This is a genomic window from Actinospineispora eucalypti (genome assembly GCF_039543365.1).
Taxonomy (GTDB): Bacteria; Actinomycetota; Actinomycetes; order Mycobacteriales; family Pseudonocardiaceae; genus Pseudonocardia; species Pseudonocardia eucalypti.
In genome coordinates this window covers 372,904-394,232 of sequence record NZ_BAABJP010000015.1, presented here as the reverse complement: position 1 = coordinate 394,232, position 21,329 = coordinate 372,904, and the positions used below count along the sequence as shown (strand labels likewise).

Annotated in this window: 19 protein-coding genes; 10 read left to right on the top strand and 9 right to left on the bottom strand. The window is 72.0% G+C overall.

Translation table 11 applies throughout. The annotated features are described in order from the left end of the window. Positions 1 to 31: 31 nt before the first annotated feature. Entirely contained in the window at positions 32 to 1,330 is a 1,299-nt protein-coding gene (locus ABEB12_RS17945) for an enolase C-terminal domain-like protein (RefSeq protein WP_185059282.1), read from the top strand. Positions 1,331 to 1,341: 11 nt separating this feature from the next. Beyond that, positions 1,342 to 2,022, top strand: coding sequence for an FCD domain-containing protein (locus ABEB12_RS17940; RefSeq protein WP_185059283.1), 681 nt, complete (start codon positions 1,342 to 1,344; stop codon positions 2,020 to 2,022). Positions 2,023 to 2,070: 48 nt separating this feature from the next. Here the strand turns inward: ABEB12_RS17940 and ABEB12_RS17935 are convergent, their stop codons facing one another. The 4 genes from ABEB12_RS17935 to ABEB12_RS17920 form a co-directional block, all read right to left on the bottom strand. Further along, positions 2,071 to 2,550, bottom strand: coding sequence for a hypothetical protein (locus ABEB12_RS17935; protein WP_185059284.1), 480 nt, complete (start codon positions 2,548 to 2,550; stop codon positions 2,071 to 2,073). Between the two features lie 583 nt (positions 2,551 to 3,133). Further along, positions 3,134 to 6,166, bottom strand: a complete 3,033-nt coding sequence (locus ABEB12_RS17930; protein WP_185059285.1) for a BTAD domain-containing putative transcriptional regulator — start codon at positions 6,164 to 6,166, stop codon at positions 3,134 to 3,136. A gap of 951 nt (positions 6,167 to 7,117) precedes the next feature. Further along, a complete protein-coding gene (locus ABEB12_RS17925) occupies positions 7,118 to 7,456 on the bottom strand; it encodes an MmcQ/YjbR family DNA-binding protein (RefSeq protein ID WP_185059286.1) in 339 nt (112 codons plus the stop codon). Positions 7,457 to 7,483: 27 nt separating this feature from the next. Further along, the gene (locus ABEB12_RS17920) at positions 7,484 to 8,008 is read right to left on the bottom strand and encodes a DUF309 domain-containing protein (protein WP_185059287.1); all 525 of its coding nucleotides are present in this window, start codon (positions 8,006 to 8,008) and stop codon (positions 7,484 to 7,486) included. A gap of 85 nt (positions 8,009 to 8,093) precedes the next feature. Here ABEB12_RS17920 and ABEB12_RS17915 point away from each other — a divergent pair, with 85 nt between their 5' ends. The 4 genes from ABEB12_RS17915 (at position 8,094) to ABEB12_RS17900 (ending at position 13,410) form a co-directional block, all read left to right on the top strand. Next, the gene (locus tag ABEB12_RS17915; RefSeq protein WP_185059288.1) at positions 8,094 to 9,737 is read left to right on the top strand and encodes an FAD-dependent oxidoreductase; all 1,644 of its coding nucleotides are present in this window, start codon (positions 8,094 to 8,096) and stop codon (positions 9,735 to 9,737) included. A 758-nt stretch (positions 9,738 to 10,495) separates the two neighbouring features. After that, positions 10,496 to 11,392, top strand: a complete 897-nt coding sequence (locus ABEB12_RS17910; protein WP_185059289.1) for a zinc-binding dehydrogenase — start codon at positions 10,496 to 10,498, stop codon at positions 11,390 to 11,392. 21 nt (positions 11,393 to 11,413) lie between these two features. After that, entirely contained in the window at positions 11,414 to 12,229 is an 816-nt protein-coding gene (locus tag ABEB12_RS17905; RefSeq protein WP_185059290.1) for a crotonase/enoyl-CoA hydratase family protein, read from the top strand. 77 nt (positions 12,230 to 12,306) lie between these two features. Next, the gene (locus ABEB12_RS17900; protein WP_185059291.1) at positions 12,307 to 13,410 is read left to right on the top strand and encodes an alcohol dehydrogenase catalytic domain-containing protein; all 1,104 of its coding nucleotides are present in this window, start codon (positions 12,307 to 12,309) and stop codon (positions 13,408 to 13,410) included. Here ABEB12_RS17900 and ABEB12_RS17895 read toward each other — a convergent pair. After that, positions 13,400 to 14,257 carry an SIP domain-containing protein gene (locus ABEB12_RS17895; protein WP_185059292.1) on the bottom strand — a complete coding sequence of 286 codons (858 nt, stop codon included), beginning with the start codon at positions 14,255 to 14,257 and terminating at the stop codon, positions 13,400 to 13,402. The genes ABEB12_RS17900 and ABEB12_RS17895 overlap by 11 nt on opposite strands. An 18-nt stretch (positions 14,258 to 14,275) precedes the next feature. Then, positions 14,276 to 14,851, bottom strand: a complete 576-nt coding sequence (locus ABEB12_RS17890; protein ID WP_185059293.1) for an rRNA adenine N-6-methyltransferase family protein — start codon at positions 14,849 to 14,851, stop codon at positions 14,276 to 14,278. 228 nt (positions 14,852 to 15,079) lie between these two features. Between ABEB12_RS17890 and ABEB12_RS17885 the strand changes: the two genes are divergently transcribed. Then, on the top strand, positions 15,080 to 15,619 hold the full coding sequence (locus tag ABEB12_RS17885) for a molybdopterin-binding protein (RefSeq protein WP_185059294.1): 540 nt from the start codon (positions 15,080 to 15,082) through the stop codon (positions 15,617 to 15,619). Positions 15,620 to 15,717: 98 nt separating this feature from the next. Here the strand turns inward: ABEB12_RS17885 and ABEB12_RS17880 are convergent, their stop codons facing one another. From ABEB12_RS17880 to ABEB12_RS17870, 3 genes are read right to left on the bottom strand one after another with little or no spacing between them, the layout of a single operon-like run. After that, positions 15,718 to 16,179, bottom strand: a complete 462-nt coding sequence (locus ABEB12_RS17880) for an SRPBCC family protein (RefSeq protein WP_185059295.1) — start codon at positions 16,177 to 16,179, stop codon at positions 15,718 to 15,720. A gap of 37 nt (positions 16,180 to 16,216) precedes the next feature. Next, on the bottom strand, positions 16,217 to 17,155 hold the full coding sequence (locus tag ABEB12_RS17875; RefSeq protein ID WP_185059296.1) for a DcrB/PsbP domain-containing protein: 939 nt from the start codon (positions 17,153 to 17,155) through the stop codon (positions 16,217 to 16,219). Positions 17,156 to 17,194: 39 nt separating this feature from the next. Beyond that, positions 17,195 to 18,106, bottom strand: coding sequence for a cupin-like domain-containing protein (locus ABEB12_RS17870; RefSeq protein WP_185059297.1), 912 nt, complete (start codon positions 18,104 to 18,106; stop codon positions 17,195 to 17,197). 103 nt (positions 18,107 to 18,209) lie between these two features. On the opposite strand from ABEB12_RS17870, the gene ABEB12_RS17865 reads away from it, so the two are divergent. Genes ABEB12_RS17865 through ABEB12_RS17855 form a run of 3 tightly spaced genes read left to right on the top strand, consistent with a single transcriptional unit; the run spans position 18,210 to position 21,304 of the window. Continuing rightward, a complete protein-coding gene (locus tag ABEB12_RS17865) occupies positions 18,210 to 19,322 on the top strand; it encodes an Ldh family oxidoreductase (RefSeq protein ID WP_185059298.1) in 1,113 nt (370 codons plus the stop codon). Between the two features lie 45 nt (positions 19,323 to 19,367). Next, positions 19,368 to 20,126, top strand: a complete 759-nt coding sequence (locus tag ABEB12_RS17860; protein ID WP_185059299.1) for an RraA family protein — start codon at positions 19,368 to 19,370, stop codon at positions 20,124 to 20,126. After that, on the top strand, positions 20,123 to 21,304 hold the full coding sequence (locus ABEB12_RS17855; protein WP_185059300.1) for an ATP-grasp domain-containing protein: 1,182 nt from the start codon (positions 20,123 to 20,125) through the stop codon (positions 21,302 to 21,304). Before ABEB12_RS17860 ends, ABEB12_RS17855 begins: the two co-directional genes overlap by 4 nt. Positions 21,305 to 21,329 lie beyond the last annotated feature (25 nt).

Sequence of the window (21,329 nt, the reverse complement as noted above, 5' to 3'; positions counted from 1 at the left end):
TGACCGCTAGACATCAGATATGTTGCTCGACATGGTTCGCATCCTCGAGCGGGAAGCCGTGGACGTCCGGTTCCCCACCTCCGCGCGGCTGGACGGCTCCGACGCGATGAACGAGGCGCCCGACTACTCGGCCGCCTACCTGGTCTTGAGGGCGGACGACGGCACCGAGGGCCACGGCTTCACGTTCACCATCGGCCGGGGGAACGAGCTGGTCACCGCCGCCGTGGCGACCATCGCCGACCGGCTGGTCGGCCGGGACATCGAGGACATCGAGGCCGACCTCGGCGGGTTCTGGCGCTGGCTGCACTCGGACAGCCAGTGGCGCTGGCTGGGCCCGGACAAGGGGGTCATCCACCTGGCCTCGGCCGCCGTGGTGAACGCCGTGTGGGACCTGGTGGCCAAGCGCGCCGGCAAGCCGCTGTGGCAGCTGCTCGCGGACATGTCCCCGCAACAGATCGTGGACCTGGTGGACTGGCGCTACCTGCGGGACGCGCTCACCCCGGAGCAGGCCGTCGAGCTGCTGGAACGCCGCGCGCCCGGCCGGGCTTCACGCACCGAGCTCCTGCGCGAGCACGGCTACCCGGCCTACACCACCAGCGCCGGCTGGCTGGGCTACTCGGACGACAAGCTGGCCCGGCTGTGTAAGGAAGCGGTCGCGCAGGGCTGGGACTCGGTGAAGCTGAAGGTGGGCGCCAACCTGGACGACGACGTCCGGCGCTGCCGGATCGCCCGGGAGATCATCGGGCCGGAGCGCAAGCTGATGATCGACGCCAACCAGACCCTGGGGGTGGCGGACGCGATCCGCTGGGCGAGCGCGTTGGAAGACTTCGGCATCTGGTGGTTCGAGGAGCCGACCAGCCCGGACGACGTGCTCGGCCACGCCGCGATCGCCCGCCGGATCGGCCCGACCCGGGTGGCCACCGGCGAGCACTGCCAGAACGCGGTGGTGTTCAAACAGCTGCTCCAGGCCGGCGCGATCGGTTTCTGCCAGCTGGACGCGTGCCGGCTGGCCGGGGTGAACGAGGCGGTCGCGGTGCTGCTGCTGGCCGCCGCGCACGGGGTCCCGGTGTGCCCGCACGCCGGCGGGGTCGGCCTGTGCGAGCTGGTGCAGCACCTGTCCATGTTCGACTTCGTCGCGGTCAGCGGGTCGATGACCGACCGGGTGGTGGAGTACGTGGACCACCTGCACGAGCACTTCGTGGACCCGGTGCGGATGGACGGCGGGCGGTACACGGTGCCCACCGCGCCCGGCTACAGCGCGCGGATCAAGGCCGAGACGCTGGCCGAGTACCGCTTCCCGGACGGCCCGGTGTGGTCGGCCCGGTCATGAACGAGTCGACCGTGAGCGTCGTCGAGACCGCGATCGAGCTGCTCAAGCGGGAGATCGAGAGCGGCCGGCTGCAACCCGGCGAGCGGCTGCCCGCCGAGGCCGAACTGGCCGCGACCATGCGGCTGTCCCGGCTTTCGCTGCGCGAGGCGGTCCGCGCACTGACCATGGCCGGGGTACTGGAGGTTCGCCGGGGCGCCGGCACCTTCGTCACCGACCTGCGCCCGGACACCATCCTGCGCCGGTTGGGCGACTTCCTGGAGCTGAGCCAGGACGTCCACATGGCCGAGCTGTTCGAGTGCCGCCGGGTGCTGGAGGCGGAGGCGTCCGCGCTGGCCGCCGTGCGGATCACCGACGAGGAACTGGACGAGCTGGACGCGCGGATCGCGGCGATGGCCACGCTGACCGATCCGGAGGAGCTGGTCCGGGAGGACCTGGCCTTCCACAAGGCGATCGCCACGGCCAGCCGCAACCCGACGCTCTGCCAGCTGTGCTCGACGGTCGCCCAGCGCACCGCGCGCGCCCGGATCTGGCGGGCCGTGGTGGCCGACGGCGTCGCGGACTGGACGCACCAGCAGCACGTCAGCATCGTCACCGCGCTGCGCCAGCGGGACAGCCTGGCCACCTACACGGCGGCCAGCCGCCACGTGGCCGAGGTGCAGAACTGGCTGGAACAGCGGCTGAGCCACCCGTGAGTGGCAAATGACGCTATAGCGCTACTTGCCACTCACGAGCGATCGGCGTCAGCAGATCGCCTTGCGGTGCTCCATCACGCGGGCGAACGCCGGCCGCACCTCGGGGAGCGCCTCCGGGAAGGTCTTCGCGCCGGTGGACAGGGCGTCGTAGTCCTTGGCCAGCAGCTGCAGGTCGGACCGCAGGCCCCACGGGGCGAACGGCTGCACCTCCTGCCAGATCTTCGCCTGCCGGGCCAGGTCGTTGGCCGCCAGCCGGCGGTTGTCCTCCTCGGGCAGCTGCACCTCGAGCGGGTCGGTGCGCCGGCAGTACTCCGCGTTGTCGCTCGGCGGCTGGGCCGGTTCGGCCACCGCCGCCGGAGCGGCCTGAGCCGGGGCGGCCTGAGCCGGCGCGGCCTGAGCCTGGGCGGCCGAGCCGAAGGAGGCGGTGGCCGCCTGGCCCGCGTTCCCGGCGCAGCCGGTCAGCGCGAGGCCGCCGGCGACCACCAGTGCACCGAGCACGCCGAGTCGAGGCGGGTGGATCTTGGTCATCACGTGTCATCCCCTCTGGCCGGCGGGGGGCCGGCGGTGTTCCCGTCGGGCGCCGGACTGGGCGCCCGACCCCTGCCGCCGGCTTGCCGGCGGGGTGATCAACGCGCTGCACCTTGCCCGAACGGCCTTGCGAGTGGCTTTCAACCGGCCGGCAATCCGGCGGCAAGCGGGCGGTACGAATGTCGCGCGACCATGGAGGCATGCCCATGATCGACGTCACGCTTCCGGTCAGCGCGCTCGCCCCGGCACAGCGGGACGAACTGGCCGGACGGCTCACCGCCGCGCTGCTGGCCGCCGAGGGCTCGCCGGACAACCGCTACGTGCGGGCCAGCGCGTGGTGCTTCTTCGACGAGCGGCCGGCCGGTGGGATCCAGGTCGGCGGCCGCCATCCGGAGCTGCCGGTGTACCGGGTGGTGCTCACCATTCCGGCCGGGTCGCCCGCCCTCTCCGGGCCGTTCCGGCTGGTGAACCGCGAGCGGCTGGTCCGGGTGGTGACCGAGGCCGTGCTCGAGGTGGAGGGCGCAGGGTACAGCGACGCCGCGGCCACCCGGGTGTGGGTGCAGGTGCGGGAGATCCAGGAGGGCTACTGGGGCGCGGCCGGGGGCATCGGGCGGATGGAGGACATCGCCGGCGTCGCCGGGGTGACCCCGGACGGCCGGCTCACCGCGCGCGCCGAACGCATCCGCAGGGCACTGGACATCGCGGCGGCCGCGGGCCCGGTCTGAGCCGCCGTGAGGGCGAGCGGCTTCGTGTCCTCGGGCAGGCCGGCCTGGAAGAGCTCGAGCATCTCCGCCCAGTCGGCCTCGGCGCCCGCCTTCTCGGCCGCCGCCCGCTCGTCCGGTGACAGGGCGTCGTCCAGGTGCCGTTCGAAACCCGGCCCGGCGAGGTGCACGAACCGCCGGTAGCCGGCCCCGCGCCGGGCCGCGTGCGTCACCACCGCCGCGCGCAGCCGCACGCCGTCCGCCGGCCGGCCGGCCAGCGCCAGTGCGTAGGCGCCGGCGTACAGCACGCCCAGCGCGTCGGAGACGTTGTGCAGCTCGGTGAACACCTCCAGGGCGTGCTGCAGGGCGCACAGCGCGCGCATGCCGCGCGGCCAGTGGACCGACCGCTCGTGCTCGGTGTCGTCGGGCCGGATCAGGTTCCAGGCGAGCATGAGCGACACGGTGCCCTCGGTCCACTGGTGACCGCAGCGCGCGGCGGTGCGCCGCGCGCGCAGCAGCATCTGCTCGCCCTTGACCCGGTCACCGCCGAGCAGGGTGGCCGCGCCCAGCGCCATCCAGGCGACGCCGCGCAACCAGTCCGGCTGGCCGTCCCGGGCGGCCAGCACGGCCAGCCGGCCCGCGTCGCGCAGCGCGGCCTCCGGCTCGCCGGCCAACACCGTGCCGGCCGCGCGGCAGAGCATGGCCTTGGCCAGCATCGGGTGGCCGTCCCGGTCGGTGCCGATCAGGGCCAGCGCCTCGTCGGCGAACCGGATCGTCGACTCCGCCTGGCTGCTGTGGAAGGTCACGATGGACTGTGCGAGCAGGCCTTTCACCCGCTCGCTGGGCGGCGCGTCCGGCACCTTGGCCATCGCGTCGCGGATCAGGGCGAGCCCCTCGGCGGGCACCCCGGCGGCGACCCACACCCACTCCAGCGCGGCCGCGGTGCGCAGCGCGTCCACCGGTCGGTTGGCCAGGTCGTGCTGGATGCCGGCGCGGATGTTCGGCAGCTCGGCGGCCAGCGCGCGGTAGGCCGAGCTGGCCTTGGGGCCGGTGATGTGCGCGATCTGTTCGTGCACGAAGCGGCGGACCCAGCGGGCGTGGGCCTCGCGGCTGGCGGCGGGGTCGGGGTCGGCCTGCCGGCAGTAGCCGCGGACGGTGAACAGCAGTCGGTAGCGGGTGGGAGTGGCGCCCAGGTCGGCCTGCACGACCGAGCGGTCGACCAGGGAGGCCAGGGTGGCGAGGACGGGCTGGCCGATGGTGCCGGTGGGCTGTACGGCGTCGGCGGCGGGCCATTCGAAGCCGCCCTCGAACGGCCACAGCCGCAGCAGGAGCGCACGGTCGGCCGGGGTGAGCAGGCCGACGCTCCAGGCGATGGCCGAGTGCAGCGTGGCGTGGGGGCTGAGCGAGCCGCGCGGCGGGGTGCCGAGGACGTCGTCGCGTTCGCTGAGGTGGGTGGCGAGCTCGGCCAGGCCGAGGGCGCGTTCGCGGGCGGCGGCCAGCTCGATGGCCAGGGGCAGGCCGTCGAGGGCGGTGCAGATGCGGCGGGCGTCGGTGAGCTCGGTGGCCGAGGGGCGCCACCCGGGCCGGCCGGCGCGCACCCGGTCCAGCAGGAGGGTCACCGCCGGTCCGTCCACGTCGAGGGGCGCCACCGGGACGGTGCACTCGCCGTCCACGCCGAGTGGCTCGCGGCTGGTGGCCAGGATGCGGAGCTCGGGGCAGTCGCGCAGCAGCCCGATGACCAGCTCGGCGACCGGTCCGGTGAGGTGCTCGCAGTTGTCCAGCACGACCAGCGTGGGTTGCTCGCGCAGGGCGTCGTGCAGGGGCGGGGCCGGTTCCTCGGTGCTCTGGCGAACGCCGAGCGCCTCGGCGAGGGTGGGGACGAGCGCGCCGGCGTTGGGCACGTCGGAGAGCCAGACCGGGATGCTGCGCGGGGTGGTGAGGGCGTGCTCCACGGCGAGGCGGGTCTTGCCGACGCCGGCCGGGCCGATGAGGCTGACCAGCCGGTGTTCGCGCAGTGCCTCGGCGACGATGTCCAGGTCGGCCTGGCGGCCGATGAAGGAGGACAGCGGGCGGGTGAGGGGGCGGTGGCCCCGGGCCGGCTCCGGGGGGCTGGCCAGTACCGGACTCCGGTCGGCCGCCTCCGGGGCGACCGGTGCCGAGGGGGCCGGCGACTCGACGATCAGCAGCCGGGGGTCGTGGTTGAGCAGCCGCCGTTCCAGCTCGCGCAGTCCCGGCCCGGGATCGACGCCCAGCTCGTCGGCCAGCAGCTCGCGCACCCGGCGCAGCTCGGCCAGCGCGTGGCCCTGCCGGCCGGCCCGGTACAGGCCGAGGATGAGCAGCTCCCAGCGCCGCTCCCGGTACGGCGACGCGGCCACCGCCTCGGTCAGCGCGGCCACCGCCCCGGCGGTGTCACCGGTGGCCAACCGGGCCGCCTGCAGCTCCTCGACCGCCACCTCGCGCAGCTCGGCCAGCTTGGCCCGGGGGCCTTCGGTCGCGGTCGACGCGCCCAGCTCGGACCACGGCTCGCCGCGCCACAGCGGCAGCGCCTCCCGGTAGGCGCGCACCGCGCCCGCCGGGTCGCCCGCCGAGCGCAGCCGGTCGCCCTCGGACACCAGCTGGGTGAACCGGCCGGCGTCGGTCTGCTCGGCCGCCACCGCGAACCGGTAGCCCAGGGCGGTCCGGGCCAGCCGGTCCCGGGCCTTCGGCCCGAGCGCGGAGCGCAGCCGCGACACGCTGACCTGCAGCGCCCCGTTGATCACCGGCGGGGCGTCCGCACCCCACACCAGCTCGGCCAGGCTGGTGTCCGGCATCGGCTGGCCACCCGCCGCGAGCAGCGCGGAAAGCAGCCGGCGCTGGCCCGGTCCGCCCAGGCTGGCCGGCTCGCCGTCCACCTCGACCTGCAGCGGCCCGAGCACGCGACAAAACAGCAACGGTGTGGCACCCCCCATGGCGGCCACGCTACCTATGCCGGACGAATTTCAACCTACGCAGATGTGCGTACATAGTTGCCAAGCGAATTTCGTGGGAGCGCATCTTGGAACTCGGATCTTGGGCTCGAGTTGATCACTGGCGTTTTCGGCGGAACATCCGGCCCGGTCGTGCACGTCCCCGTGGTTGAAGATCAACATCAACTTCATGGCCCTTACTGACCGGTAGAAGGTGCGTGAGGTTGATGTAGATCTTGTTGGGGTGGTTGCCGGCCCAAGCATGGCTTGGACGGCGCGGCTGGGCGATCTGCCGCCGCCCGGGTGCCGCCGGTCGCCTTGCGCTCCCGGTCTCACGCGCCCCCGGGTCTCACGCGCTCCCGGTCTCACGCGCCCCCCGTCCCGCGCAGCCTGGTTACGGTCTGTGGTCGGGCGGTGAGCGGTCGGAGCTTCCGTCTTCGTCGAGCGCTGGCTCAGTCCGGCTTCGGGTTGATCGAAAGCGGACTCAGCGCGCGCTCGACGAGCAAGGGTGGCGCGGACCTGTTCGGAAGCCGTCCGGGCCGTCACGGTGCGTAGTGAGAGAAGTGCCGGCGCCCGGACCCGGCGCAACGGGCCGCACCCGAGCGGCGGCAGATCGCCCCAGCCGCGCCGTCCAAGCGACCTCTCGAACCCGACCCGGCGAAACCTGCGCCCCGATTACCGCATCATGAACTCGGCTTGGCGGGCGAGCGAGGCGCGCCGCTGTGGAGCGCGCGCCGCCTGACGCGGTTCCCACGACGCGCTTGACGCGAGCCGACTCGGCCAGCGCTCGATACGCACGCCCCCGCCAGCTCGGTCCCGCGCGCACCGGGTGATTACCCGAGGTGAGAGTCGGATCGCACAAGGCGAGTGCGATCTCGGCACCCGACCCGACCGGGGTTTCACATCGCTCTCTGAGAGCGCTCAGCCGTCCAGCGCCTTGCGCAGCTTGGCCGGCGCCTTCAGCCGCCAGGCCTCCTCGATCAGCTCGCGCAGCTGGCCGGGGTCCACCTTGTCCAGGTTGACCAGGATCGCGCCGTAGCCGTCGTAGTGCGGGGTGGTGTAGAACGCCGGATCCCCGCCGGCGAGCAGGGCCTCCTTCTCGTCCAGGCCGCACATCAGCACCAGGCCGCCCTCCGCCTCGCTGCGCAGCCGCGCGAAGCCCTTGCCCGCCACCTTCAGCGCCGGCGTGTTGTAGGAGGTGGACTCCGTGACCTCCGGCAGCTCGGCGGCCATGGCCACCACCTCGGTCCAGCTCGGCATGCTCGTACCTCTCCCCTCAGCGAATCCTCAGTGATCCTCCCGCGCCGGACCGGCGCCGTCTTGGTCAAAGGGGAACAGCCTCGGCCGGCGGTCGGCTTCGGTGACCGCCCGCAGGCCGTCGTCCCGGATCAGGGACGCCAGGCGTTCGGCGTGCGCGACCAACCCGGCCACGTCGATCCGGTGCGGGGGTTCGGCGGCGAACGGCGCGATCCGCTCCGAGCCCCGGACCAGCAGCGATACCGCGCCGGTGCGGTTGCCGCGCTGGGCGTGGGTGAGCCCGACGGCCAGCTGCGCGAGCCCCTGCCAGAGCGCACGCTCCGGCCCCTCGGTGGCCTTCCAGGTGCCCTCCAGCACCTCGTGGGCGTGGAACGGCAGCCCTTCGTCCAGCAGCCGTTGCGCCTCCCGGAGTGCCTCGTCCGGGGGAAGCGCGAGGTCTTCGGGCACCCGGTCCACCCCGGGCGCACCCTTGGCCATCGGCCGGCCGGAGGAGTCGCGCGGCCGGGCGTTCCGCGCTCTACCCAGGTCATCGCGGTCCCTGCCCTGCCCGGCCATTCCGGTGTCCCTCCGCTCGCGTAAGTTTCCCTCGATCGATCTAACCGTGGATGCGGGTGTTCAGGCGGCTGGGATGGGAGCGGGCATGGCAGAGGCGGGCGTCGGATCGGGCCTGACCCGGCGGCGGTTCCTCCGTGCGGTCGGCCGCACGAGCGGCGCCGGCGCGATGCTCGCGGCCATGGGCGCATTGGACCTGGCGGTCAGCTCGGACACCCCGTGGCCGCCGTTTCGCCAGCTCAGCTACGCCGACTTCCGGCTGAGCGGGCGGTCCGCGGCGAAGGTGGTCATCGTCGGCGGCGGGGTCGCCGGCCTGGCCTGTGCCTACGAGCTGGGCAAGGCCGGCTACGACTGCACGGTCCTGGAGGCGAACCACTGGGCCGGCGGCCGCAACCTGACCGTGCGCAACGGCTTCGAGCTGACCGAGCTGGGCGGGGTCAAGCAGCGGGTGGGCTTCACCGAGGGCCAGTACATGAACACCGGCCCGGGGCGCATCGCGCAGTGGATGGTCACCATGGACTACTGCCGCGAGCTGAACATCCCGCTCGAGGTGTTCAGCGACGTGAACCACGACGCGTACGTCTTCAACGAGAAGGACGGCATGCAGCCGGGGCACCCGTTGCGCCGCCGTGCGGTGGTCGCGGACGCCTACGGGTACCTCTCCGAGCTGCTGGCCAAGGCCACCGACCAGGGCGCGCTGGACAAGCGGCTGACCCCGGAGGACCGGGAAAAGCTGATCGAGTTCCTCCGCCAGTTCGGCAACATCGGGCGCAAGCGTCCGGGTGATCCGGAGCGGAGCTTCGTCTACGACGGCGGCAGCGCCCGGGGCTACTCGCGCTGGCCGGGCGCCACCGGTGATCCCGGCGTGCGCACCGAGCCCAAGGTGGCGCCGCTGAGCCAGATCATCACCAAAGAGGTCGGCGACATCTTCGAGTTCGTGATGGACTACAAGCACGCCACCGTGATGATGCAGCCGATCGGCGGGATGGACGCCATCCCCAGGGCGCTGGCCAAGGCGATCGGCGCGCAGAAGATCAAGCTGAACTCGCCGGTCACCGGGATCACCGACGGCCCGGACCGGGTCAGCGTCCGGTACCGCGACAACGGCGGCCCGGAGCGCCAGATCGACGCCGACTACTGCATCCTCACCGGGTCGCCGCAGCTTCTCGCTCGGCTGCCGCACAACCTCGGGCCGGACGTGCAGAAGGCGCTGAACACCTACCAGATGAATGAGGCCGGCAAGATCGGCCTGGAGTACCGCCGCCGGTGGTGGGAGATCGAGGACCGGATCTACGGCGGGGTCACCGAGACCGACATGGACATCCGGCGCATCTGGTACCCGTCGACCGGCTATCACAGCGAGCGCGGCATCCTGGTCGGCTACTACAACACCGGGGACAACGCGGTGACCTACGGCGCGATGAACCACGCGGCCCGGGAGGCTCGCGCGTTGGCCCAGGGCGTAAAGATCCACGGGCCGAAGTACCGCACCGAGCTGGCGCGGTCGTTCTCCATCGCCTGGCACCGCGTGCCGTACCTCGAGAACGGCTGGCAGAACATTCCCGATGGCCCGGACGCCCCGGTCTACGCCCCGCTGAGCCGGCCCTCAGGATCGGGCCGGACGTATTTCGCCGGCGACTGGCTTTCGCACACCGTCTCCTGGCAGCACGGCGCGTTCCTCTCCGCCCGGAAAACGGTCACCGCGATCCACCAGCGCTCCCTGGCGCACTGAGGACCGGCCGCGGTCGGCTCGCGGCAATGCTGCTCAGCTAAGGCGCCGAGCCCGTCGTCAATGTCGGCGTGCGGTTTCGGTTGGGGGGTGGGTTCGAAAGATGGCCTGGACGGCGGTGCGGTGGCGACCTTTGCGTGCCCGGCTCGCGGTGTGGGTTGCGGAGCGTGGCCGGTGTTGGTCGGGTTCGGTTTGTCGAGGTCGACGCGAGTATGTCGGTCGGCGCATCCTGGGATGGGGTCTGCTCATGGGCGGGAGATCAACATCATCGATAGAGACGTTACCCGCGAGTAGAACGTCTGTGAGGATGATGTCGATCTTCATCGACCCCCGGAACACCGAATAGCCGCGACGAACCGGCGCGTCTGGGCTGACGACAAGTCCCAAACCACTAACTGAACGGCATTGCGGCTGGCGGACCGCCACGATCGGCGATCAAGGCGGTTCCGGTCCGCCGCCAAGATCGACATCAACCTGAGGCACCTCTTGCGCCCTTGGAAGGTGCCTCAGGCTGATGTCGGGTGCGGTGCCGGTCCAAGGACGCCTGGGCGGGCGCGGCTGGGCCTGTTCGCCGCCCCGGGTACGACCCGCCGCGGCACGTCGACCACGAACAGTTGCGGGTACGGCTTCGCTCGGCGGGGTTGGTCGGGCCCGGGCCGCGCCGGGAACGGAACGGGCAGCGGCCGGCGAGCCCGAGGAATTTTTCTCCTGGCTCTCGGGTTCTCCGATGCGTTTCCGAAACGCCAGGAAAGAGGTTTCCGATGCGCGCTCTCGCGGTCACTCCCGGTTCCACCTACGGGCTTTCCTGGCGGGAGGTGGCGGATCCGGTCCCCGCGCCGGGTGAGGCCCTGATCGAGGTGCGCAACTCCTCGCTCAACTTCGGGGACCTGAGCAGCGCCCCGGGCGGCGCGCCCGGCACCGTCCCGGGCTGGGACGCCGCCGGTGTGGTGCTGGCCGCCGCCGAGGACGGGTCCGGCCCGAAGGCCGGTGACCGGGTGGTCTCGTTCAGCTACGCCAACGGCGCCTGGGCCGCGAAACGGGCGGTCGCCACCGCCGACCTGGCGGTCGTCCCGGAGAAGGTGGACCTGGCCGTGGCCGCCGCGCTGCCGGTCGCCGGGGTGACCGCGTTGCGCGCGCTGCGCGTGTCCGGTGCGCTGCTCGGCCGGCGGGTGCTGATCACCGGCGCCTCCGGCGGGGTGGGCCGGTACGCGGTGCAGCTGGCCGCGCTGGGCGGCGCGCACGTGATCGCGGCGGCGAACCGGGGCGCCGGGCTGGCCGAGCTGGGAGCGCACGAGGTGGTGAGCACACTCGACGGCCTCGAGCCGGTGGACGTGGTGTTGGACAACGTCGGCGGCCGGCAGCTGGTTCAGGCGTGGGGCCTGGTGAAGACCGGTGGTGTGGTGCAGAGCATCGGGTGGACCTCGGGCGAGCCGGCCGAGTTCCCGGCCTACTCCACCGTCGGACCGGCCAAGAGCCTGACCAGCTTCCAGGCGGGCGTCGACTTCGGACCGGACCTGACCGCGCTGCTGGAGCTGGTCGAGGACGGGCGCCTCAAGGTCGACATCGGCTGGCGAGGCTCGTGGAGCCGGTTCGAGGAAGCCGCCAAGGCCCTCCTCGGCCGCCAGGTCACCGGCAAGGCAGTGCTGGATCACGACTGATAATCGTGTTATGAACAACCCGTGCACACGGACTTCAAGACCCTGACCCTGACCGTCGAAGACGGCGTCGCAGACCTGCGGCTGAACCGGCCGGACCGGGCGAACGCGATGAACGTGGACATGTGGCAGGAGCTGCGCGAGGCGGCCAGGGCGGCCGACGCGGCGCCCGAGGTCCGGGTGGTGGTGCTGCGTGGCGAGGGCAAGCACTTCTGCGCGGGCATCGACCTGGGCATGCTGGCCAACGGGCTGGGGCGCCCCGACCTGGAACTGGGCCGCGCGGCGGAGGAGCGCCGCCGGGCCATCCTGGACCTGCAGGACACGCTGACCTGGCTGGAGCGCTGCCGCAAGCCGGTGCTGGCCGCGATCCACGGCTCCTGCATCGGCGCCGGGCTGGACCTGGCCGTGGCCTGCGATCTGCGGTACGTCACGGCGGACGCCCAGTTCGTGCTGAAAGAGGTGGACATGGGGCTGGCCGCCGACGTCGGTGTGCTGCAGCGGCTGCCCCGGATCGTCGGCGAGGGCGTCACCCGCGAGCTGGCCTACACCTGCCGGAGCGTCTCCGGCACCGAGGCGGCCGAGCTGCGCCTGGCCAACCGCTGCTTCGGCAACCGGGAAGAGATGTACAAGGGCGTCGCCGAGGTGGCCCGCGAGCTGGCCGCCAAGCCGCCGCTGGCCCTGCGCAACACCAAGCAGACGATCACCTACGCGCGCGACCACACCGTCGCCGACGGGCTGGACCAGATCGCCACCTGGAACGCCTGGGCGCTGCAGACCACCGACCTCGCCGAGGCGATGCAGGCATTCGTCGAGAAAAGGCCCGGCAACTACGGCGAGTAAGAATCGCTCCTTCGAGAGATGCCCGGGGCAGACCACTCCCGGCAAAATGCGAGAACTCGGAAACTAGAAGGAGTGTCGTGGAGATCACCGCCGCCGTGGCCCACCGGCCACATGCCGACTTCACCGTGGAGAAGCTGAGCCTCGACGGCCCGAAGGCCGGGGAGATCCTGGTGGAGATCGCCTCCGTGGGGCTCTGCCACACCGACCTGGCGGCCCGCGAGGGCATCGTGCCGATCGCCATGCCGGCCGTGCTCGGCCACGAGGGCGCGGGCACCGTGGTGGAGGTCGGCGAAGGGGTGACCAAGGTCGTTCCCGGCGACAAGGTGGCGCTGAGCTACAACAGCTGCGGCCGGTGCCCGACCTGCACCAGCGGCGCCCCCGCCTACTGCCACCAGTTCATGCCGCTGAACTACGCCGGGGTGCGGCCGGACGGCAGCGCGCCGATCACCGGCGCCGGCGGTGAACCGGTGAACTCGGTGTTCTTCGGCCAGTCCTCGTTCGCCTCGCACGCGCTGGCCAACGAGCGCAACGTGGTGAAGCTTTCCGACGATGTGCCGCTGGACCTGGTCGGGCCGCTGGGCTGCGGCATCCAGACCGGCGCCGGCGCGGTGATAAACACGCTGGCCGCCGCGCCGGGCTCCGCGCTGCTGGTGATGGGTGCCGGCTCGGTCGGCCTGGCCGGCGTGCTCGGCGGCGTGGTGCAGGGCTGCGAGACGATCATCGTCCTGGAGCCGCACGAGAGCCGCCGCCGGCTGGCCCTCGAGCTGGGTGCCACGCACGCGCTGGACCCGGCGGCCGGCCCGCTGCCCGACCAGGTGCGGGAGATCCTGCCGATCGGCGTGGACAACGTCTTCGACACCACCGGCATCCCGGCGGTGATCGAGGCATCGCTGGGCGCGATGGCCCCGCACGCGGGGCTGGGCCTGGTCGGGGTGCCCACCGACCCCACCGCCGCGATCAACCTGAGCCTGATGCAGGCCCTGATCATCGGCATCAAGATCTACGGGATCATCGAGGGCGACGCGGTGCCGGACGAGTTCATCCCCCGGATGACCCGGCTGCACGCCGAGGGCCGCTTCCCGTTCGACAAGATGATCACCAAGTTCCCCATGGAGCGGATCAACGACGCGATCGCGGCCCAGGAGCGCGGCGAGGTGGTCAAGGTGGTGCTCACGACCTAGCGTCGGCCAGTTCCTGTTCGGTGTAGGCGTCCAGCTCGGTCTTGCCCCGCCGCCAGTAGCCGACGAAGGTGACCGCCTTCTTGTCGATGCCCCGGTCGCCGGTGAGGTGCCGGCGCAGCGTGCGCACCATGCCGGCCTCGCCGGCCAGCCAGACGTACGGCGTGCCGGCCGGGAGGTCGGTGCGGCGCAGCTCCTCCACCAGGGCCTGGCCCCGCTCGGAGCCGGCGTCCCGGTAGACCCAGTGCACCAGGACGTCCGGCGACGCGGGCAGCGACTGCTGGTCGGCCGGGTCGTCCAGCTCCACGTAGGCCAGTGCGCGGGTGCCCGGGGCCAGTGACTCCACCGAGGAGGCGATGGCCGGCAGGGCCGAGTGGTCGCCGGCGAGCAGCAGCCACGGTGCGTCGGCCGGCGGGGCGAACGCGCTCGGCCCGGCCAGCATGCCCAGCGGGTCACCCGGGCGCGCGTGGCTGGCCCAGCGGCTGGCCGGACCGTGCCCCTCCTGGTCGCCGTGCAGCACGAACTCGATGTCCAGCTCGTCGTCGCCCGGGCGGTGCGCGCGCACGGTGAAGGTGCGCATGTTCGGCCGGATGTCGTCCGGCATGGCCTGGAAGCGGCGGTACCAGGCGGCCACGTCGTCGCCCTCCACCTCGGGCACGATCGGCTCGTCCTGGCCGGGCAGCGGGAAGAACAGCTTCATCCACTGGTCCGGCGCGCTGTACGGGTACTCGGCCAGGCCGTCGCCGCCCACGGTGATCCGGACCAGGTTCGGGGTGATGCGCCTGGTTCGCACCACCCGGGTCAGGAAGTACGGGTACGCGGTGCCGTTGGAGTTGCCTCGCCGAGTCATGTCGCCAGTCAACCAAGGCTAACCTAAGTTCGACAAGTTGAATCGGGGACGGATGCTCAGGTGCGCGGCGTCCACCGAGGGCGGCGGGGTGAAGCTGGCGGCCGGGATGCGCCGGCGCAGCACCAGGTCGTACCGGGCCGCCCAGCGCGCGGTCTCCGCGCGGCCCGGCCACTCGGTGGTGACCCGGCGGGCGAAACCCCATTCCACGACCAGGTCGGCGCCGCGCAGCGGCACCCGCCGGTCGCCGAGCAGGCGGCGCAGCAGGGTGGTGCTCACCGCGAACGGGATGCTGGCGACCACGCTGAACGGGCGGCGCGGCAGCGGGACGCGGCGCAGGTCGTCGTGCACCACCCGCACGTTGTGGCCGTCGAACCGGCGGCTCAGCCGGCGGGCGAACCGGGCGTCCCGCTCGACGGCGAGAACCCGGGCGCCGGTGGCGGCCAGCGCCGCCGTGATGACGCCCGGCCCGGCACCGAAGTCGATCACGAGGTCGTCCGGGGCGAGGGTGGCGGCGCTGACCAGTTGGTCGATCGGCCGGCGTGCGGTCAGCAGGTGTACGCCGGAGGGATTGGGGCGGGTACGGGCGCGCGGCATCGCGGGTGCTCCAGGGGGAACGCGGGAAACGAGGACCCGGTAGGAGCGCGGCGAACTCAGCTCGCGAAGAATTGCCTCAGAACATGAGGGTGTGAGTCGCGGCGCTCAGTGGCGCCGCAACCTCATGGATGCGATCCCGCACATGGCCGGAGACGGTAGTGCCGGCCCCGGGCGGCCGCACGCGAGTTTCGACGCAAACTCCGCCGATGCGAACCCTATGCTTCCACCATGGCGCGAACGCGGCTTTCCCCGTACACCCTGTTCCCGATCTGCGTGGCCTTGGTGATCGCCGCCGGCTGCACGACCGCCACCTCGTCGCCGGCCGGCCCGGCGCCGGCGCCCCCGTCTCAGGCGCCGCCGCCGGGACAGGTCCGGGTGACCGGTGCCGTGCGGAACCCGGGCCTGCAGGGTCTTACCGACCTGCCGGGCGAGACCGCGACGGTCTCGTTCCAGACCGGGAAGGGGCCGGAGCGGCACATCGAGCAGGGCGTCCGGCTGTTCGCCGTGCTGGAGCGGGCCGGCCTCGCGCTGGTCGCCGGGCAGAAGCACGACGAGCTGTCCACCGGCGTGCTGGTGATCGGTGCGGACGGCTACCGGGCGTTGATCTCCTACGGCGAGATGGCGCCCGGCCTGGGCGAGCGGGCGGTCCTGCTGGCCACCGCCGAGGACGGCCGCGCGCTGGCCCGCCCCCGCCTGGTGGTGCCCGGGGATGTCAAGGGGAGCCGGTTCGTCACGGACGTGGTCGAGCTGCGGGTGCTGCGACCGTAGCCGAGCCGGTGTGAGGGGTGGGGCTCTTGAGGTGGCCGCGGAGCCTTGGTCCATGATCAGCAGGGCATAGCGGCCGTTTCAGGGAGCCGAAGCGGCCGCTATGTCCTGTCGACCATGATTTCCCCGGCGCCCAGTGCGGCGCGCAGCGACCCCAGCCAGACGGCGAATCCGCGGTCCCGGAACTGGGCCACCCGGTCCGCACGGTCGGCGGGCGGGCACTCGAAGGTGGCCGACCACTCGGCCAGGCAGCGGTCCCCGTCGGTGATCGGCACCAGCCGCAGCGTGGCCCGGTAGTCGGTCACGCCCAGCGGCGACGGCTCGCAGACCTCGTAGGTGTAGCCGCGGTCGAGGTCGGAATGGGCGAGCAGGCGCTGGCGCATCGGCGGGCCGTCCGGCACCGGGATGCGCCGGACGCAGCCGACCGCGTCACCTGGCCGGCCGTCCTCCAGGGTGGCGGCGTACCCGGCCCCGGCCCACTCGTAGGAGCCGAAGTCCCGGATCTCCGCCCACACCCGTTCGACGGGGTGGTCCAGAACGGTGCTGTAGTACGCATGAGTCACGCCGGTAAGAACCCCGGCGCGGCCGGAACGGTTGCGCTCAGTCCCCGGGCGGCGCCCACTCGGACTCGGGCAGCGGGCGGACCCCGTTCGGGCCGTCCGGGTCGACGGCGAACTTGGCGATCCGCTGGTAGCCCTTCTTGTTCTGCAGGCCGCTCTTCCGGTAGGCGGCGGTGAGCGCGACCTTGGTCCAGAACGCCGGCCCTTCCAGCCCGCGCGAGCGCGGGGTCCAGCCGTAGTGCCGCAGCAGCCCGTTGCCGTAGTTCATCGCGTACGTACGGCGGATCTCCGGGGTCCAGTGCTCGCTGGTCAGCGAGACGGACAGCTCGTCGGCGTTCTCGATCCGGTGCGGGCCGTTCAGCGGCCATGCCACCGCGTCGCCGGGGGCCAGGTCGTGCGGCACGCCGTGCTCGTCGAACCACGGCTCGAAGGAAGCCACGCCGTAGCTGGCCGACCGCACCGCCAGTTCCAGCTCCTCGGCCTTCAGGAAGGGTTCGGCGGCCGGGTAGATGATGAACCGCTTGCGCCCACGCACCTGCCAGATGGCCTGGCCGGGGATGTCCACGTGGTAGTGCACGGTGGCCCCGGGCGAGGAGATCAGCACGCCCAGCTTGCGCTTCACCACCTCCAGCCCGGGCACCTGCGCGGAGAACTCGCCGAAGATCTGGTCGGCCAGCTCGCTGAACCGGGCGTCCCACTCGCTGATGCCCACCAGGTTGACCCACAGCTTGCCGTTGCGCACGGCGTCCAGCACCCGCTCGCCCGGCAGGTCGCCCCGGGTCACCGAGGGCCAGGTGGCCGGTCCGGTGCCGCCCTCGGTGTGGATGGCCAGGCTCCGCGGCGCGGCCGTCTCGATCAGCTTGGCCAACGAGTCGTCACCGAACAGGTCCAGCTCGGCCAGGTGATGGCGCAGCTGGACGGTCGCCCGCCCCCAGGCCTCGCGTTGTTCGGGCGTCAGCGGCTCGCTGATTCTCGGCACAGGTGCCCCCCTGGTACCCCGTTGGTGGAAGTGGTCGTGTCAGTGCGTGGTGATGGGTCGCACCCCGTTGGGCGCGTCCGGATCGGGTACGAACTCGGGCACCCGCCGGTAGCTCTGCTTCGCCTGGAACGTCTTGCGCCACACCGCGGTGATGCCCACCTTGGCCCAGAACGCGGCGCCCTCGGTGGCCCGCGAGCGCGGGTTCCAGCCGTGCGAGCGGAGCACGCCGTTGCCGTAGTTCATCGCCCAGCTGCGGCGGATCTCCGGGGTGAAGTGCTCGCTGGTCAGCGACACGTTCACCTCGTCGTGGTTGTCGATCCGGTGCGGGCCGTTGAGCGCCCAGTGCAGCATCTGGCCCGGTTCGAGGTCGTACACCTCGGCGTACTCGTCGTACCAGGACTCGTAGGTGATCTCTTCGCCGGTGACGCTGCGGATCACGTTCTCCAGCTCGGCCGGCTTCAGGAACGGCGCGGTGGGCGGGTAGAGCCAGATCCGCTTGCGCCCGCGCACCTGCCAGAGCGCCTGGCCGGCCGGGTCGCAGTGGTAGAACACCCGCGCGTTCGGCGAGGAGATCAGCAGGCCGATCTTGCGCTTGAACGCGTTGAACCCGGGCACCTCGCGCGCCCACTGGTCGTAGATGTCGTTCAGCAGCTCGGCGAACCGGGGGTCGGCCTCCTGGACGTCGGTCATGTTGATCCAGACGCGGCCCTTGCGCACCGCGTCCAGGATGCGCAGGCCGGGAACCCCGCCCCGCTCGACCGACTTCCACGTGGACACGTCGTCCAGCATGGTGTGCATGATCAGCCGGTTCTCGGGATACGACTCGATCAGCTTGGCCAGGTTCTCGTCGGAGAACAGGTCCAGCTCGGCCAGGCCGTGCTGGAGCTTGACCGTGTGCTTGCCCCACAACTCGCGGTGCCGGGATTCGAGTTCGGAGATGACGCGCTGCACGGCGGCGAGCTTACCCCAACCGGGCGAAGGGCTTACCTCGCTTCGGTTACCTCTGATAACCGGCCGCATACGCGGTGACCGGACGCGCGGACATAATCGGGCGGTGGAGCATTCTCGGGTCTGGCCGGACGAGCTCGAACGATTGGTGGCGGACTGTTTCGCCGGTGCCGGTGTCCCGATGCGGGACGCCGAGGCCGTCGCCAGCGTGCTGGTGTACGCGGACCTGCGTGGATACAGCTCGCACGGGGTCTACCGGGTGCCCGCCTACCTGCGCCGGGTCCGGCACGGGCTGGCCGGTGGCACCCAGGACATGAAGCGGTTGGGCGGCTCGGGCGCGATGCTCCGGATGGATGCCGGGTTCGCGCTCGGGCCGGCCGCCGCCGTGCGGTGCACCGACCTGGCGCTGACCCTGGCCGCCGAGCACGGGGTCGGAGTGGTGAGCGTCGGGCGGTCCACCCACCTCGGCGCGACCGGGTACTACGCCCGGCGGGTCGCCGAGCGAGGCATGGCGGGGCTGGTGCTGTCCAACGGCCCGAAGGCGGTTGCGCCGTACGGCGCCGCCGAGCCGTTCCTCGGCACCAACCCGCTGGCGTTCGGTATCCCGCTGGGTCGGCACGGCTGCTTCGTGCTCGACATGGCGACCAGCGTGGTCTCCCGGGAACGGGTGAGGATGCTGGCGGCTTCCGGCGGTTCGCTGGCCGCCGGCCTGGCCATCGACGGCGAGGGGAAGCCGACCACGGACGCCTGGGCGGCGCTGTCCGGCAGCGTGCTCCCGGTCGGCGGGGCCAAGGGGTCCGGGCTGAGCATGGCGATCACGCTGCTGGTCGGCATGCTCGCGCAGGCCGACTTCGACGACGAGATCGGGTCGATGTACCAGGATTTCGACCGTCCGCAGAACGTCGGCCACATCTTCATCGTCATGGATCCGGCCTGGCTGGGTCCGGCGGAGGGCTCGATCGCCAGGGGCGAGGCCCTGGTCGACCGGCTGCACGGGCTGCGCACGGCGGAGGGCACGGACCGCGTGCGGTTCAACGGCGAGCGGGGCGAGGAATGTGCCCGGCGGAACCGGGCGGCGGGCATCCCCATCGACCCGGCGGTGTTGGAGCGGCTGGCCGAGTCCTGCGTGGAGAGCGGCATGCCGGAAACCGCCGCCCGGGCCAGGGCGTTGGCCAGCCGGCCGGCGGGTGGCCAGGGCGGTGATGGGCTGAGCGGATAGGGCGCCCGCTAGGCTTCCTGAGTCAAATCTCAGGGAGGGTCCGCTGTGAGCACCAGTTCTGGCCCGCTCGGAAATGGTCCTGGCGGCAGGCCGTCCGAGCCCCCGCGTTCGGCGCGGTTGCACCCCGGGGTGGGGTTCCGCATCCGCAAGACCACCGATCGGCTGGACCGGGCCGTGGTCGCCGAGTTCGCGGAGTACGAGACACCCGAGATCTCCGACATGCTCAACCGGCTGTACGCGGTCGACTCCGCGATCACCCGGCTGAGCGGCCACGGGCGCATGCTCGCCGGTTCGGCCACCACGGTGAGGGTGTTCCCCGGCGACAACCTGATGGTGCACAAGTCGCTGGACATCGCCGAGCCCGGTGATGTGGTCGTGGTGGCCGCCGGTGGCTCGTTCAGCAACGCCGTGCTCGGCGACACCATCTCGGCGAAGGCGAAACACCGGGGCATCGCGGGCTTCGTGATCGACGGGGTGGTGCGGGACGTGGCCGGACTGCGCGAGCTCGATTTCCCGGTCTGGGCCAGGGGCGCCACCTCGGTCGGCCCGCTGCACCGAGGTCCCGGCGAGATCAACTACTCCATTGCCTGCGGTGGCGTCGTGGTGAACCCCGGAGATGTGATCGTCGGCGACGACTCCGGCCTCGTGGTGGTGCCCAAGGAGACGGCCGGGGAGTTGCTGGTGAGGCTGCGCGGTTTCAAGGCCGGCGCGGCCGGTTACCTCGCGGCGGTCGACCGGGGCGAGTTCGACAACCGTTGGGCCGACCAGATCCTGACCAACCTGAACTGTGAGGTGACCCCGTGACTCGTCGTCCGGCGCTGTTGGTGGGAGGCGGTACGAACACGCTCTCGGTGGGCCGGCGGCTGGCGGCGATCGGCGTGCCGGTCTACGGGCTGGCGACCACCCCGGAGATCCGCTTCTCCCGGGCGTTCCGGGAGGTTTTCTGGCCGGCAGGGGCGCCGGCCGGCGGGCGGGAGAACGAGGAGCGCACGGCCGAATGGCTGCTCGGCGAGCCCGGTGCCCGGTTCGCCGGCGCGGTCATGCTGGCGTGCAGCGATGCGACGCTGCGAGTGGTCGCGCGAAACCGGGAGGCGCTGGCCGAGCGGTTCACGCTGGACGTCTCCGACCCGGTGGCGCAGATGGACATGCTGAACAAGCGCTCCACCTACGAGATCGCCACCAAGTCCGATGTGCCGACCCCGCTCTACTGGACGGTCCAGGACCTGGACGAGGTAATCGAGCGGCGCCACGAGTTCGTCTACCCGCTGCTGGCCAAGCCGGTGTTCTCGCACGAGTACGAGGCGAGGTTCAGGGGCAAGTTCCGCACCGCGAACTCGCCGGACGAACTGGTCACCGAGTACCGCGAGCTCGGCGAGGCGGGGATCGAGTGCATGCTGGTGGAGACCATCCCTGGTCCGGACTCGCTGTTGTGCAGCTACTTCACCTACGTCGACGAGTCCGGCGAGCCGATGTTCGACTTCACCAAGCGGGTGATCCGCCGGTGCCCGCCGATGCGGGGGGTCGCCTGCTACCACGCCACCACCAACGACCCCGAGGTTCGTGAGCTCGGACGCCGGTTCGTGCAGGCCTCCGGGCTGCGTGGCCTGGCCAACGTCGAGTTCAAGCGGGACACCAGGGACGGCCAGCTCAAGCTGATCGAGTGCAACGCCCGGTTCGTCGCGCCCGACGCCCTGGTCGCGGCGGCCGGGGTCGAGCTGGCCCAGCTGGTCTACCGGCGGCTCACCGGCGAGACGGTGCAATGGCCGACCGAGTACCGATCGGGGCTGCGGATGTGGGCCCCCGTCGACGACCTGCGCGCGTTGATCGCGCTCCGCCGCGCTGGGGAGCTCACCGTTCCGGCCTGGTTGCGCAGCGTCGCGCATCGGCAGATGTTGCAGGTCTTCCGCTGGGACGACCCGCTGCCGGCCGTGGCCAGGGGCGCCGGCCGGGTGCGCAAGGTGCTGACCGGCAACTACCGCTAGCGCGACCCGGCCGGGGGGCACGGCG

Coding starts and splice junctions, on each gene's coding strand:
- ABEB12_RS17945 (WP_185059282.1), top strand. CDS start 32: ATGGTTCGCATCCTCGAGCGGGAAGCCGTGGACGTCCGGTTCCCCACC.
- ABEB12_RS17935 (WP_185059284.1), bottom strand. CDS start 2,550: ATGACCAAGATCCACCCGCCTCGACTCGGCGTGCTCGGTGCACTGGTG.
- ABEB12_RS17925 (WP_185059286.1), bottom strand. CDS start 7,456: ATGCCGAGCTGGACCGAGGTGGTGGCCATGGCCGCCGAGCTGCCGGAG.
- ABEB12_RS17920 (WP_185059287.1), bottom strand. CDS start 8,008: ATGGCCGGGCAGGGCAGGGACCGCGATGACCTGGGTAGAGCGCGGAAC.
- ABEB12_RS17915 (WP_185059288.1), top strand. CDS start 8,094: ATGGCAGAGGCGGGCGTCGGATCGGGCCTGACCCGGCGGCGGTTCCTC.
- ABEB12_RS17910 (WP_185059289.1), top strand. CDS start 10,496: ATGCGCGCTCTCGCGGTCACTCCCGGTTCCACCTACGGGCTTTCCTGG.
- ABEB12_RS17895 (WP_185059292.1), bottom strand. CDS start 14,257: ATGACTCGGCGAGGCAACTCCAACGGCACCGCGTACCCGTACTTCCTG.
- ABEB12_RS17890 (WP_185059293.1), bottom strand. CDS start 14,851: ATGCCGCGCGCCCGTACCCGCCCCAATCCCTCCGGCGTACACCTGCTG.
- ABEB12_RS17885 (WP_185059294.1), top strand. CDS start 15,080: ATGGCGCGAACGCGGCTTTCCCCGTACACCCTGTTCCCGATCTGCGTG.